The sequence below is a fragment of the Vibrio sp. QJM3NY_15 genome, from assembly GCF_057785995.1.
Genome location: NZ_CM173517.1, coordinates 2,392,668 through 2,408,414 on the forward strand (window position 1 = coordinate 2,392,668; position 15,747 = coordinate 2,408,414).

At 45.8% G+C, this 15,747-nt stretch carries 8 protein-coding genes; 3 read left to right on the top strand and 5 right to left on the bottom strand.

Translation table 11 applies throughout. The annotated features are described in order from the left end of the window. Nucleotides 1–212: 212 nt before the first annotated feature. Genes AC3CKG_RS10680 through AC3CKG_RS10690 form a run of 3 tightly spaced genes read left to right on the top strand, consistent with a single transcriptional unit; the run spans nucleotide 213 to nucleotide 3,460 of the window. Nucleotides 213–953, top strand: a complete 741-nt coding sequence (locus AC3CKG_RS10680; protein WP_488528334.1) for an ATP-dependent zinc protease family protein — start codon at nucleotides 213–215, stop codon at nucleotides 951–953. 17 nt (nucleotides 954–970) lie between these two features. Beyond that, nucleotides 971–2,476, top strand: coding sequence for an inactive transglutaminase family protein (locus tag AC3CKG_RS10685; RefSeq protein ID WP_065103268.1), 1,506 nt, complete (start codon nucleotides 971–973; stop codon nucleotides 2,474–2,476). 3 nt (nucleotides 2,477–2,479) lie between these two features. Further along, nucleotides 2,480–3,460: an alpha-L-glutamate ligase-like protein gene (locus AC3CKG_RS10690; RefSeq protein ID WP_102434771.1), complete on the top strand. Its 981-nt coding sequence runs from the start codon at nucleotides 2,480–2,482 to the stop codon at nucleotides 3,458–3,460. Nucleotides 3,461–3,585: 125 nt separating this feature from the next. Here AC3CKG_RS10690 and fdhF read toward each other — a convergent pair whose 3' ends face one another. The 5 genes from fdhF to cmoM all read right to left on the bottom strand — a co-directional run bounded on the left by fdhF (nucleotide 3,586) and on the right by cmoM (nucleotide 15,647). Further along, nucleotides 3,586–7,815: a formate dehydrogenase subunit alpha gene (gene fdhF, locus AC3CKG_RS10695; RefSeq protein ID WP_488528335.1), complete on the bottom strand. Its 4,230-nt coding sequence runs from the start codon at nucleotides 7,813–7,815 to the stop codon at nucleotides 3,586–3,588. Between the two features lie 345 nt (nucleotides 7,816–8,160). Next, nucleotides 8,161–12,621, bottom strand: coding sequence for a chromosome partition protein MukB (gene mukB / locus AC3CKG_RS10700; RefSeq protein ID WP_488528336.1), 4,461 nt, complete (start codon nucleotides 12,619–12,621; stop codon nucleotides 8,161–8,163). After that, nucleotides 12,618–13,418 (bottom strand): chromosome partition protein MukE, encoded by an 801-nt coding sequence (gene mukE, locus AC3CKG_RS10705; RefSeq protein ID WP_488528337.1) that lies wholly within the window; start codon nucleotides 13,416–13,418, stop codon nucleotides 12,618–12,620. Before mukE ends, mukB begins: the two co-directional genes overlap by 4 nt. After that, entirely contained in the window at nucleotides 13,399–14,736 is a 1,338-nt protein-coding gene (gene mukF / locus AC3CKG_RS10710; protein WP_017105762.1) for a chromosome partition protein MukF, read from the bottom strand. Before mukF ends, mukE begins: the two co-directional genes overlap by 20 nt. 125 nt (nucleotides 14,737–14,861) lie before the next feature. After that, nucleotides 14,862–15,647 carry a tRNA uridine 5-oxyacetic acid(34) methyltransferase CmoM gene (cmoM, locus tag AC3CKG_RS10715; protein ID WP_102541920.1) on the bottom strand — a complete coding sequence of 262 codons (786 nt, stop codon included), beginning with the start codon at nucleotides 15,645–15,647 and terminating at the stop codon, nucleotides 14,862–14,864. Between the last annotated feature and the right edge of the window lie 100 nt (nucleotides 15,648–15,747).

The following is a 15,747-nucleotide window of genomic DNA, read 5'->3' on the forward strand; positions in this document are numbered from 1 at the left end:
CGCTGTAAACTTTGACTTAAAAGCGCGTAAATTGAACAAAATTTGACTTGTGTTTAATAAGTGAGCTATTTCAATTGGCGATAACTGGCGCAGCGCTCACATTGCGATTCAATATGACCAGACTCTTACATTAGGATGCTTCACGCATCCTTTTTTGTAGGCTAAACTTCTAAATAGTCTGAACTATTCTCTAATTTCCAAAGGTTTTTTTTATGTTTAAGCGATTATCGCCAATTGTGGCGGTTGGTTTGCTCTCTGGCTGTACCCTCACCAACGGTGCGGCCTACCACCAAGAAACTCTCGACGCTATTGCCCGCTCAGAGACAAACATCGCAAATAAGGTTCAAAACCTTGAACTGCAAGTCAGCAATCAAAGTGATTATATAGAAAGCTTAGAAGAGGAAGTTATCACCCTTTCTAACCAATTAGATGTTCACCTAACGAGCATGGAACACAAAGTTATTGAACAGCTAGAGGAAGAAGAACCTGTAGCAGTGACAACCCTACCTATCGCTACTACATCACAACCGACCATCCTTGGCGGAATCGAAAAAGTATCCATTGATTCTATCAACCAAAGCTTTGATGCGCGTGTTGATACCGGCGCAACAACCTCTTCTTTAAATGCTGTAGACATCAAAGAATTCGAGCGTAACGGTAAAGACTGGGTGAAGTTCCACTTAGCAGATAAAGCACAATCGCCAGAAGACCAGAAATGGATTGAAGCACCTGTTGTACGTTTTGTGAAAATCCGCCAATCAACCAATGATCAGACAGAACGTAGAGCTGTGATTGAATTATGGGTGAAAGTTGGAAAAATCCATGAAAAAGCGCAATTTACATTGGCGGATCGCTCTCAAATGAGTCACCCTGTATTACTAGGGCGCGAATTTATCAAAGACATAGCGCTAGTAGATGTAAGTAAAAAATACGTACAAACGGAAGTTAAATAACAATAGTAGGGTAAGCTATGACGTCAAGAATTCCATTTTATATCTCAATTTTCCTGCTTATCGTAGCAGGTATAACACTGAGTATGTTCAGACATACAACCTACGGTGTACCCTGGACTCCAGGCGAAACTAATCAGGTTTGGGACATTGAAGCTCGTATCGAATTCAATGCAGTGGGCAAAGAAGCAAAAGTTTCACTAGCCGCACCTCACACACAGTCTAACTTTACACTTATCGGCGAGTCAGCTTCATCACCAGGCTACGGTATTTCATACTTGAATACAGATTCAGGTCGCCGTGCTGAGTGGTCAATTCGTCATGCAGATGGCCCACAGACTATCTACTACAAGACCCAGTTCTTAGTCGATAGCCAAGCGAACGTTACCTCAACACCTCCAGAAGGTGATGTGGCTCAACCAAGCTTTGATGGTCCTGAAGAAGCCGCGGCCCTTGCTTTGATTGACAGAGCAACCAAGCGCTCAGCAGATAACATCACCTTTACTCGTGAGTTAATCAAAACGCTTAACGATCCAGACAGCCAAAACTCAGCGCTGATTCTGAATAACATGACCAAAGTGGATGCGACACACAAGCTACTTTCTGCCGCTAAAATCCACAACAAAGTCGTCGGTGTTATTGAGTTGGAAGACGGACGTCGTCGCCAATCAATCCAACACATGAACCAAATTTGGGATAATAACCAGTGGGTTCTATTCTCTCCTGAATCTAGCGAGCAACAAGTTCAACCAAACCTACTCATCTGGGACGAATCAAATGTCTCTTTATTAGATGTTGTGGGTGGCCAGAACAGTAAAGTTCACTTCTCGATGATTGCTCAGGAAATTTCACCAACAGAAGCAACCAGCAGTAAAGTCTCTGCCGACCAACTGTTGAACCTGTCGATCCACAGCCTACCGTTAGAAGAGCAAGCGATGTTTAAAACCATCATGCTGATTCCAATTGGTGCGCTTATCGTTGTGTTCCTGCGAGTTATCATCGGTCTTAAGACTTCTGGTACGTTCATGCCCGTTCTGATTGCCGTGGCATTCGTTCAAACGCAGTTGGTGACAGGTATTGTTGGCTTCCTACTGATTGTTGGTACTGGTCTTATAATTCGAAGTTACTTATCCAAACTCAACCTCTTGCTTGTGGCCAGGATATCCGCCGTAATTATTACGGTAATTATGATTATCTCGATATTTACTGTCGTCGCATTTAAAATCGGACTCACCGAAGGCCTATCTATTACGTTCTTCCCAATGATTATCTTGTCTTGGACTATCGAACGTATGTCTATCCTTTGGGAAGAAGAAGGCGCGAAAGAAGTTGTACTACAAGGTGGCGGCTCACTATTTACCGCGGTACTTGTTTACTTAGGTATGACTAACCCGTTCATTCAACACTTAACGTTCAACTTTATTGGTTTGCAGCTTGTAATTCTAGCGACCATCTTGCTACTAGGTAACTACACAGGCTACCGCCTAACCGAGCTTCGTCGCTTTAAACCGCTAGCGGAGGACTAAGTTATGTTTGATCAATTTACTTCACCGTTTAAGTTGAAAGACAAAGGCATAATGGGGATGAACAAGCGTAACCATAGTTATATTGGTCGCTATAATGATCGTTCCAAATATCCACTCGTTGATGACAAGCTTAAGACTAAGATTATTGCTGAACAGGCTGGTGCAACCGTACCAAAGTTGATTGGCGTAATTGGTCACCAAGCTGAAGTAAAAACAATCCATAAAATGGTTAAAGAGTGGCCTGGCTTTGTTATTAAGCCAGCGCAAGGAAGTGGCGGTAAAGGCATCCTTGTCGTGATCTCTCATAAAGATGGGGTTTACACTAAACCATCGGGGTCAACCATTAACGAAGAAGACGTAGAGCGTCACATCAGTAATGCTCTAGCCGGTCTTTTCTCACTAGGTGGTAAGAACGACGTAGCCGTAGTTGAAAACCTCATCAAGTTTGATGAGTGTTTCGAAGGCTTCAGTTACGAAGGCGTGCCAGATGTACGAATCATCGTATTTAAAGGCTACCCTGTGATGGCGATGATGCGCCTTTCTACTTCAGCTTCTGACGGCAAGGCAAACTTGCACCAAGGTGCTGTGGGTGTCGGTATTTGCATCGCGACCGGGAAAGCCGTGCGTGCGGTTCAGTTTGACCAACCAGTAACTCATCACCCAGATACAGGGAAAGAGTTGGCGGCACTTCAAGTGCCGCATTGGGAAAAACTACTGACTCTTGCATCTAGCGCTTGGGAAATGACAGGTCTTGGCTACATGGGTACTGACATGGTTTTAGACCAAGAAGAAGGCCCTATGGTACTGGAGCTTAATGCTCGTCCTGGATTAGCAATACAGATTGCAAACGGCGCAGGTTTATTACCTCGCTTGCATCATATTGAAAATCTAGGTACACCTGCTGAATACCCAAAAGCTGCAGAGCGCGTTGCCTACGCTGCTAAGCAATTTGGTGTTCACGGTAGCGAAATTGTACCGAGCTAATCTAGATGAAGAGCTAACCAAGTTAACCTTGGTCACTGAGTAAGTAATTCGATGCCTAATCGAGTTCAATAGAAAAGCCGCATAACTCTGAGAGTTACGCGGCTTTTTAATGTCTGAAGTTTAGGTTAGGCCTCTGTTGCTTCAATTTCGGGCTTGCGGATTGGGTCAATACGCACAGCCGCTACTTTAAACTCTGGGATCTTGGCATGTGGATCCGTCGCTGTCGTCGTCAAGCGGTTCACCGGAGATTCCACAAAATGGAATGGAATAAACACCACCCCCTTCTGCATCCTCTTAGTGACAAAAGCAGCAATCTCTATCTCACCACGACGTGTAGATACTTTTAACATCTGTCCATTGGAGATCCCTAACGCTTCAGCATCATGAACACTGATCATTGCACGCGGCCCGGCTAAGTTATCTAACCCTTTTGTTTTGCGAGTCATGGTACCTGTATGGAACTGCTCCAGCACACGACCCGTCGTTAGCACTAATGGGTATTCTGAATCTGGCAGCTCCGCCGCGTATCGAAACGGAATAGCTTCCATTTGACCACGCCCACGAGTGAATTGAGTTTGGTGCATAATACGAGTACCGTCAGGGTTGTTCTTATTACTCGGCCACTGAACCCCATTCACTGTAATATTCTCCCAACGTAAGCCACCATACTGCGGTGTCACTCTTGCTATCTCATTGGTGATATCGGCAACGATGTTATAGCCCCAACCACCGCCCATTGCGTTGGCGAGCATCTGAATAATCACCCAGTCTTCTTTCGCCTCACCTGGAGGTAATACTGCTGGGTTAATACGCTGAACACGTCGCTCAGTATTAGTAAAGTGCCCCGACTTTTCAGCAAACGAGCAAGATGGCAGAACCACGTCTGCATACTGCGCCGTTTCGGTTAAGAAGATGTCTTGAACGACAAGGAAATCCAGCGCTTCAAGTCCTTCAATCACGTGTGCTTGGTTCGGGTCACTGAGCACTGGGTTTTCGCCCATCACATATAAACCACGTACGTCACGGTGACACGCCGCATCTATGATCTCTGTGAGCGTTAAACCCGTTTCAGCAGGTAAATCGGAAACGCCCCACTCCATCGCAAATTTTTGACGAACCATTGGGTTATACACTTTCTGATAACCCGGTAGATTGTTTGGCAACGCGCCCATGTCACATGCACCCTGAACATTGGATTGACCACGTAAAGGGTTGATACCACCACCTTCAATACCGATGTTTCCACACAAGAGTTGCAGGTTAGCAATCGAGCGAACATTATCATGCCCTGTGGTGTGTTGCGTAATACCCATTGAGTAATACACAGCTGTGCGTTCTGCGGTGCCAATCAAACGCGCCATCGCGAAGATATCTTCGGCTTTCACACCAGTCACAAGTTCCACTTTGTCTAAGGAATAGCTTGGTGACATCACCTCTTGTAACAGAGTATCAAAGCCATCAACTCGGTCTTCAATATACTCTTGATCATACCAACCGTGCTTGATGATCTGTTGCATCACACCGTTGATCAACATCACGTCAGTACCCGGTCGATGCGCTAAATAGAGTTCAGCATGATCGGCGATATCGATCCTTTTTGGATCAGCGACAATAAGACGAGCGCCACCATGTCTCACCGCTTGCTTGATGTGCGAACCAATAATTGGGTGCGCCGAAGTGGTGTCTGACCCAATAATAAAGATCACATCTGAGTGCTTGATACTTGGAATATCATTGGTCATCGCCCCACTGCCCAGAGAAGCTTCAAGCCCAGTTACGGTTGAAGCGTGGCAAAGACGAGCACAATGGTCGACGTTGTTAGTTCCAAGCTCACGGCGGATGAATTTTTGGAAAGCATAATTGTCTTCGTTGGTGGTTTTAGCCGATGAGAAACCCGCTAGAGCATTGCTGCCAAAGCCTTGTTTAATCGCGGTAAATTTATCAGCGACCAGTTTAATCGCTTCATCCCAACTTGCGGGCTGTAGCCAGCCATCTTTGCGGATTAGTGGTGTGGTTAAACGCGCATCGCTGCCAACAAAGTCGAAACCAAACCGCCCTTTCACACACAACATCCCTTCATTAACCGGAGAGTCTCCCCCTTCGATATAACGGATTTTGTTTTTCTTCTCGTCGACATGCATCGTGAGTTTGCAACCCACACCACAATAGGTGCAGATGGTGTCGACTTTCTTAAGTAAGTCTGTATCACCTTGCTTTCTGTCACGGGCATCCACCATTGCGCCTGTCGGGCATGCCTGAACGCATGAACCACATTGAACACAGTTAGAATCGCCCATTAAGGTCTTATCGGCCCCGAAGTTAGGACGACACTCAGGCCTTGACGCAGGCTTACCATCTGATTGATTCATGAAGCTTAAAACGCCATGAACATTCTGTTCACGACACGCTTGGATACACTGACCGCAACTGATGCAGCGATTGGCATCAAAAATAATGAATTCAGAGCTGTCATCGACCGCGAATTTTTGTCGTGTTAAACCGACCTTAGTTTCTTCCGCGCGAATCGCTTGCCAGCTGTCGTTAGAAGCCACATCGATTTTATATTCTGGATGCGTTTGCGTTGCCTGGTATTCAGTCGAATAGTCTCGCAGGTCACAATCGGTATTAGCTTGGCAACCACACTCTAAACACCTTGCTGCTTCAGCTATCGCATCGGCATTATCAAAGCCAGTTTCGACTTCTTCAAAGCTTTGCTCGCGCTGCTCAGGGGTGAGCTCTGGCATGATCTTACGAGCCATTCGCTGTATCGCTTTATATTGCTCTGGATCAACGGCTTTTAGCTGCTTTTGCTTTCTTGAATTGAAAGGCTTAGCAGGGATCTGGTTCATGTCACCATTAAAGAATCGGTCGATCGCTTGCGCAGCAATTCGGCCATCTCCCACTGCTTCGACAGCGGTTGCAGGGCCACGTCGGAAATCGCCAATACTGAAGATATTGCCTGTTCCCGTGTGCATGGTTTGTGGATCAGCGTCAGCGGTATTCCAACGCGTTAACGGGATTTCTAGTGACTCATTGTCCATAAAGCTCAGATCAGGCTTTTGCGACACGGCAGCAATCACGGTATCGAAATCCTCAACAAAAAACTCACCCGTAGGTTTCGGGCTTCGTCGGCCAGAGGCATCAGCCGGCCCCAAAGCCATACGCTCTAATCTGATTTCAGATACATGACCATTTTCATCAGCAATATTTTCAGCTGGATTGGTTAAGAAGTGGAATTTGACGCCTTCGTGTTCGGCTTCTTCAATTTCGTAGTCTTCCGCCGGCATCTCATCTCGTGTCCGTCGATAAATTAGCGTGGTATCGGCTCCATCACGGACTGCAGTTCGAGCGCAATCAATCGCGGTATTACCACCGCCGATCACTGCGACTTTTTTACCTGTAGTGAAATGCTTGTCGGTCACATAGTCTTTTAGGTAATCGACGCCGAGGTAACAACCTGCTAAATCACTTCCGGTGTAATTCATTTCGACCGCTTGTGATGCACCAACCGCCAAACAAACCGCATCGAAGTCGTTGCTTAAATCCGACAATGTAAAATCAACACCTAACTTTTTGTCACATTCAACGGCCATCCCGTTGCGACACATCAACTCAATTTCTTTATCGAGAATCGACTTTGGTAAGCGATATTCAGGGATACCGTAACGCAGCCAACCACCCGCTTTGGGCATCGACTCATAAACACTGACGTCATAGCCCTCATTCGACAAATAATAGCCTGCCGTAAGACCACCAGGGCCACTACCGACGATTGCTACGCGCTTGCCTTTGTTTGGCTTCTTAGGGGGCATGTAACTCTCTTGAGCCGCCAGATCCGCGTCCGCTGCATGTCGTTTGAGCTGGCGAATCGCGATGGATTCATCGACCAAGTTACGACGACATTCGGTTTCACAGAAAGCAGGACATACACGACCAATCGAAAGCGGCATCGGTAGCGTCTTTTTAATCACCTCTATCGCTTTGATGTGAGCATTTTGAGCAATATGATGTAGGTAAGATTGGATATCGACGCCAGCAGGGCAAGCGGTTTGGCATGGTGCCTCACAGTCAGCGTAATGATCGGTCATGATGCGGTTCAACGCTTCTTGTCGATGGTTCGTTAACTGTTTTGACTGAGTGGTAATATTCAGCCCATTAGACACTTCAAGCTCACAAGAGCGAGTAACGCCAACGCCATCAACTTCAACGACACACAAATCACACGGTACTTTATCCGCTGTTTTGTTCAAACCACATAAAGATGGGATCTCCAAACCACATGTTTTTGCCGCTTCAAGAACAGTTTGCCCTTGCTCGACGATTCGATATTTCCCATCAATAACGATTTGAATCATACCTAAGTCCTACCTTTACCTTTCGCACACGCGAGTTATCAATAATTAAAATTTAAGCAATACAATATTATTAATATTATTAAACCTATGTCATTACCATACATTATTTGTGGTTTTGTGCGTGTGACCTCAAACAAGTTCCATTGATAATAACCATAAGGTGTGAGTGGTCTTATCAGTAATTATGAGAGTGGATTAGATGAAGAGTTTGAATGCAGTTTGAATTCAGAAAGTTATATTCGAGATACAAAAAAGCCCCTAATGATTAGGGGCTTTGAATAAATATCATTGAGTCGCTGTCGAGCTTATAACCCAGCTATCAAAGTTATTGTTCAGCTATCAAGGTTATTGCTCAGCTTCTTCGATAAGCTCTTGCACCGGAGATGCTGGTTTGTTTTGAGCAAAACCACGCAGGCCAACAACATGTACATGTTCGTGGTCTTTGAAGACCTTACGAACCAGTTTGTAAGTTGTACCTTTCTCTGGGCTAATGTTCTCTGGCGCAGCAATCAGAAGTTGCATACCTAAACGGTCACACAGTTCAAACAGCGTAGAAATCGACTTAGAATCCAGACGTGCAGCTTCATCAAGGAACAACAAACGACATGGAACGATATCTTTACTGCGAAGTCGACGAGACTCCTCTTCCCAGCTCTGAATAACCATCAATAGGATTGACTGACCCGTACCGATCGCCTCACCCGTAGACAGTGCGCCTGATTCCGCTTGTAACCAACCATCTGAACCACGGTTAACTTCAACACTCAGCTCTAGGTAGTTACGGTAATCCAGTAACTCTTCACCAAGAACTTGTGGAGAACGTTGACCCATATCGATATGTGGGTTCACACGTTGGAACAGTTTCGCCATCGCTTCAGAGAAGGTAAAGCGCGTTGATTCGAACAAGTCTTTATGCTGCTCTTGTTGAGTCGCTAGACCTGATAGCAAGATCTCGTGGCTTTCACGGATCTTAACGTTCAAACGCACGCCCTTAACCTGACCAAAGTAGATGTTCGACAAACCTTGGTTGAGCATACGAATACGGTTCTGCTCACGCTGAATCGTTTTCTTGATGATGCTTGCTACCGATTCAGAGCTGATCGCTAAGCGGTTTTCACGCTGCGTCAGTTCTTCTGTTAGACGAGCAAGTTCAACTTCCATCTCTTCGATTGCTTCAACTGGATCATCCGTATGAATGATGTCTTGGCGAATGCGCTCACGAAGATGTTGGTAAACCGCAATGTAGAACAGAACTTTACGCTCTGGATGCGCGTTGTCTTCAGATAGACGCAGCGAATCACGTAGGTCTTCATTGTCAGACACAGCCAAACGCAGTGCACCCAGTGATTTATCCGACATAGAGCGAAGCTCGCCTGCCGTTAGGTAAGCCAACTCACGTTTGTGCAGACGACGTTCAACATCATTCTCACGCGCTAAACGAAGTACTGAACACCAACCCGCTTTCGCTGCAACAACGAAGGTACGAAGCTCGGTGTACTCTTTCTGTACTTTCTTAAGACGCTTAGCCAGTGCTTTCATCTCAAGTTCAGTCGACGTAATAGTACGCTCGTATTCACTCTTACGACCACGTGAAGTGTGCAAACGCTCGTGCAGTTCATCACGACGACGTACAGCACGTTCTTCAGCGCCTTCATCAGCATTTACGCCAAACTCTTGAAGCTCTTGTTTGAACTCTTGAACCGTTTCTTGTTTCGCTTGATGTGAGCTCTTCAGTGCTGCCAATACTTGGTTGTACTGGTTCATCTGTTCACGAGCTTGCTTCAAGCCATCACGGCCTTTGGTTCTTGCTTGTTCTGCTTGAACCAACTTCGCTTTCAATTGCTCGCTCAGTTCGCTGCTCTTGTTAAGCAGGTCTACAGAGTCTGCATAAGCAAAGTAGTGACGACGTTCAATCAAATCAGACAGAGCAAACACTTTGCCTTTCAAGCTTTGTAGAGCTTGGTCGGCTTGTTGGTATTGCGCTTCTAGTGCCTCGAACTGTTCAGGATCAGCGTCAAGTGCTGAAACGATCTGCTCTAAAGACGCCAATGCTTTACCATGGTTGTTCAGGTACGACTTCGCTTCACTCAAGCGCTCTAGTTGCGCTTCCAATTCAGCAAGACGTTCAACCAATGTTTCGTCTTCTAAAATACGAACCATTGGTGCTAATTTATCTAGCGCACCGATTGCCTGCTTGCTTTGTAGAAGCTGGCTGCGTTGCTGTTGTTCTTTAGAGTCTAGCTCTGCCAGAGAACGAACAATTTGGTTACGCTTATCGCGAATAGACACTAGCGCCTGTTCAGGATCGGCGTTAAAAGCAACGTGTAGGTGCTTAGCTACAAAGTTGTTGAACGCTTGGTATAGGCGATTCAGCTTTTGTGCATCAAACGCCGCTTTCGCATGGTTTTCCACAACAACATCACGCTCTTCGCGTAATTTCTCTAATCGTTGCTCACGAGCAGCGCGACCAAACAATGGGATCTCAGGGAAACGAGAGTAACGCATTTGGCGATCATTCAGCTGAACGCATACCGCGCCTTCTAATTCGTCAGCATTGAATGAGCTGTCATCAAATGCATCGACATCACCTTCAAGGATGTAAAGGTCGTCTGGGCAATCTTCAAGATCCACCAGCTTCTCTTTAATACCATCAAGATCAGACACAACAATCGCGTGACGAGCCGGGCCATACATCGCACTGAAGTACGGTGCATCGCCAATGGTAATGTCGTCATAGATCTCAGAAAGCAGCACACCACCAAGGGTATCCGCTAGGCCTTTCAAGCGAGGATCATTAGAACCACCCGGAGACGCTAAGCGTTCAATCTCTTGTTCAAGTTGCGCACGACGAGTCGCTAGTTGATCTTTCGCGACCGCTTGAGACTTTTCGCCTTCAAGCACTTGCTGCATTTGAGTCATCACCGCTTGGCTATCTTCTAGCTCAGCATCCGTTTGATCTCTTAGTGTCTCAAGCGCATCGTTGGCAGTGATCCATGCTGGAGCAATTGACTCCAGTTTTTGAATCTCTTGATCGTGATTTTGTTGAACACGACGTTGCTCACTCTTCGCTTCACGCAGTTCTTCTTGAGCGTACTCAAGAGACTCGATCTGCATAGCATGACGTTCGCGTTCTTCATCAAAGATCGCTTCATCCGTGAGTAACACGTTGTGTTGCTTTTGGTATTCAGTCGCTAGCTCTTTAGCTTGACGCTGCTGCGCTACATCACGAGCCATATCGCGGTGCTGTGCACGCCACTGCTGTTCGTTTTCAACAACGTGTTTTGCGTTGCGACCTTTCTCTAACGCTTGTTTAGCGCTGTGAGACGCATCTTTACGCTCAACATCACCAACAATGCTTTTAACAAGAGACAGCGCTTTGTCGAACTGTGCAGAGGCAGCAGAAGACATGTCTAGCTTATGTTTAGTCGACAGTAGCGTTTGAGTGCTTGATTCTTCACGTGCTTTTAGCTCAGAAACCAAAGTTAATGCGCTTTCTGCGGTAATAGAGTCGTCACCCAGCAACTGCTTGGTTTTCTCTAATGCTTGAACGGCTTGTTGGTATTGAAGTGCACGAGTCTGCTGAACATCCAACGCTTGTTGGTAGTCAGCAAGCTGAGTTTTCAGGCTATCCACTTCTTCTTCAGTAATGGTTGCCTGCTCTTCAGCAAGAAGTACGCGTTCTTGAGCTTCTTCAACCACCATCATTTGCTCTTCTAGACGCTCATTAAGCTCTTCTAGATCTTCGCTGTAGCGAGCAATTTTCTCTTGCTGACGAAGTGCAGTTTGAACCAACTGAAGATGATCCGAAGCCGCTTGATAATCTTGTTCAAGTGCAGATTCTTGATCAACCAATTGCTCCAACTCTTCTTGAACTCGATTCAACAGGTTGTTTTGATTCAGCAAGGTTTCGCGTGAACCAAACAGTTCGCCACGGAACTTCATGGTTTGATCAAGCTTATTACGGCGATCATTCGCATGGCGCATGTAGTCAGCTGCCACGTAATTGGTCGATTCTGTGATCAAGTGTTTGAACAAGTCACGATCCGACTGAGTCGTTTTGATCGCTTCAAGTGTCATGCGGTTTTCGCGAAGTGCTGATTCCATGTCTTGGAATGCTTTCTTCACACCACCATTTTGTGGCAGAAGGTAATCACGCAGTGAACGCGTAATTGCACTTGAGATACCACCATAAAGCGATGCTTCAATCAGACGGTAGAACTTAGAACGGTCGCTGCTGTTACGCAGTTTCTTCGGTACCACACCGTATTCAAACATCTGTGAGTGGTAATCAACAATCGAAGAGAAAGCTTTAAAGTTAGCGCCTTCGTATTGCGCTACCGCCGCTTTCACGTCATTCAACTGGCATACGCGAGCATGGCTGTCTGAAACGTTCTGAATCAAAACATCGGTTGGTTTCACATGGCTTGGGAGGCCTTGGATAACAAACGGTTTGATGTCTACTTTCTTATCACGACCCGCAACTTGCTGCAGTTTTACCGCAAACAGTAAGCGCTGGTTACGAGAGTTCACAACATCTAACGCGGCATAACACGCGCCAGGTTGAAGCTTACCGTAAAGACCTTTGTCACGAGAAGACTGTGAACTGCCGGCTTCCGTTGTATTACGGAAGTGCAGAAGGCTTTGGTCAGGAATTAACGCTGTGATGAATGCCGCCATTGTGGTCGACTTACCCGCACCGTTACCGCCAGAAAGCGTTGTAACCAATCCATCGATATCAAAAGTACGCGCAAAGAAGCCGTTCCAGTTGATCATGGTTAATGATTGATACTTACCTCTTTCAATCATGCATCACCTTCTACTTTGTTCTGTTCGCCAAGGTTTGATTCATCATCAAAGTCGGCTTGATCGTTAAAAATGTCTTGCTGACCGTTTTCGTCTACGTCTAGTTCTAATGCGGCTTCTGCCTGGTCTTCATTTAGCAAGCTGCCTTGGTTTGGCTCTTGTGTATGAACCACGGCTTCACCATCACGGATTAGACGTAACTGAGCTTCTTTCATGTCGTCGCCAACACGAACATCAGCACCAAAACGGAACACCGCTTCACTGATTCGGAATTTGCCCGTTTCACCAATCGCAATCAGCATGCCGATACGACGTAAACGACGTAAAGATGTGCGTACTTTTTCAAAGAGCTTTTCTTTATCCAAGTCAGAACCCGAAGCTCGGTTCGTCGCCAGTTTCATCAGTTTTTTCTCATCAGCTAGCGAAATCAGTTCATCAAATAGCTCATGATTAGTAAAAATACCTTCGTGGGCTAAACGCTCTGGGCTTAGGTACAAAAAACACAATACCTTGCCAACGAGCATATCGAGCTCAGACAAAACGCTTCGGCCAATCAAAGACGTTGAACGCGGACGCAGATAGAAGAAACCTTCAGGCGCTTTCACGAGTTCCGTGTTGTAGCGTTGGTAAAAATGCTGAAGTTCCACTTCGAAATCAGAAAGCAACGCGTGGTTGTCTAAATCTTCTGTTGAAACATGCTTACCTGAACGCAGCATGCTGTCTAGCGCAGGGAACAACGGGTTCGCTATCGCTTTTACCAGTTTCTCTGGCATGTAATCATCAGTACTTGTTAATGACATTTGCTTGTACCTTTGCACCGAAATCGTTGATTGCCTGCCAATCTGGCTGAATAGCCTGATAGTCAGACGCTGAGTAACCTAAGCGCACGGCTTGGTCGACAACAATTCTGGCTAAATCAAAATGGTGTGTGCGAGGGTGTGCTGCGAGGTAATCGCGTAGCACAAGACCAAGATCAATTGGCGCACCTTGCTGTTTGTGAGCTTTTAACATCTCTGCAATTCGGTCTGAAAGCAGATCGTTCACTTGCTCGAATTCTTCGTACTCTACGTCGATTGGTGCTTGCCCCATCACTTCGTCATCACGAAGCACCAAGGCTTCATCACGAAGATCGGTGAGCTTTTCAGCATCGGCATAAGTCAGTAGCCAAGGCGCATCAAAGTAGTCGGTAACCGACTGACGTAAGCGTTGGCTAAAGGCACGGTTTTTATCCATATCAATCGCGGTACGGATAAACTTATGCACGTGACGGTCATAACCGATCCATAAGTCGATCGCCTGTTGGCCCCAACTTGTGATTCGATCGAGTTTCATTTGCAAACCAAACAAGGTTTCGCCTACAAACTCGAGTTCATCGTCACCGTACACAATTTCTTGAATATCGAGGATCTGGGTTTGCAGTTCGTCACCGGCCGCTTGCAAGGTATCTTGCAATTCTTTTAGCGTGGCTGAGGTTTCCGATAGCAAAGACTCACAGTTATTGATCGCTTCTCGCCAATCTTTATTAAGCAGATCAGCGATTTGCTGTTTGACAGTTTGTTGCTGCTCGTCCATCACCCGCTGGTTTAAATCGATCTGATCGAAGATCTCACCCACTGAATATTTCAAAACGCCATAAACGTTCTTTTGCCAGTGGCCAGGTGTTCCGCCTTTTTGCGCAGCTTCAATGGCTTTAGCCATCTCATCAGCAACCATCGAGAGTTGAATCGACAGTTTTAACTTAGAGAATTGACGGTGACGTAAGTAATAATCTGAAATTCCGATCGCAAGTGGAGAAAGACGGTAAATACTTGCACCGTCGGTGATCTCACTAGTAAAACGACTGATCAGTTTTTGTTTAACCAACTCGTTGATAGCGTTGTTTGCACGGAATGCAGACGCTTCGCCGGTATCTTCAAACAGACGAGTGACAATGGTAAATGCATCGTGCAATTCACCTTCACCTAGCTCTTCATCGAACCTTTCATTGCTTAGCACTGCGATAGCAATCAAAAATGCTAAACGCTCTGGCGGCAAGTTTAATGAAAAGTCATGCTGCTTGACCCAGCCTACCAACTCATCAATTGGCTGCTCTTCGGCAGTTTGAGTCATTTCACTCATTGTGGTTCCTGTTACTGTTTTTCGTAATATCGAACATGTTAGATATTACGCCTATTTCTTTATGACGCGGGCTTCTTACGATTGCATAGCGCATGTTGTGGCTTCTTTTACCACATTCACCGCTGCTATTGCGCAGGTTTTTGAGCCCAAACGTGAATATAACGGCCTAGTGACAGATATGGCTCTTGGCGACATAGCTGTTTTTCTAGTTCCAATACATCTTCAAATTGGTAATCGCCCATGTACTCCATATTACCTATGTAGTCACTGAAGGAACGAATGCCTGATTTACCACAGATTTCTAGACCAGCGTCTTCTATCCATTGATAAACCTCTTCAGGCTTCAAGCCTTTTTGTGGTTGCAGCTTAAACCGTTTTCGATGTGGCATCCCATTCAATACATGAGGAATGTTGCCACAAATCACATTTTTCAGGACTAATCCGTGGTGGTTGTAAAACATTATCGAGGCAACGCCACCGGGTTTTACTTGTTCCAGTAATAAATCAAGCGCCTCTTTAGGATCTGCGAGCCATTCCATTACGGCATGAAACATCACAAAATCGACTTGGCCTTCAAGGTGTTCTGCCACTTTTTGTACCGGAGAATGAATAAACCGATACTGTTCTAACAAACCCGCTTCGTTGATACTTTCTTGTGCAAGCTTAAGCATCTCAGAAGAGAGATCACACAAAGAGACGTTATGCCCTAACGCCGCAATTTTTTGCGACATCTGTGCAAGACCGCCTCCGGCATCAAGAACATGCAGAGGCGAAGCTGAATGGTCAAATTTGCTCAAAGCTTGTTCTAAATCTTCCCATACGATGATCTGACGGATCTCTCCTTTGTCAGAGCCGTAAATATTTTTTGCAAATTTGTGGGCAATATCGTCGAAATTACGGTCTTCAGTCACGGCTACTTGAGTTATTATGTCCTATCGTGCCTGCTATTCTGTCACAGGAATTTCAGGAATAAAGAGGCGATGTCTCTTTTTACTACTAAGTGATGTTTTT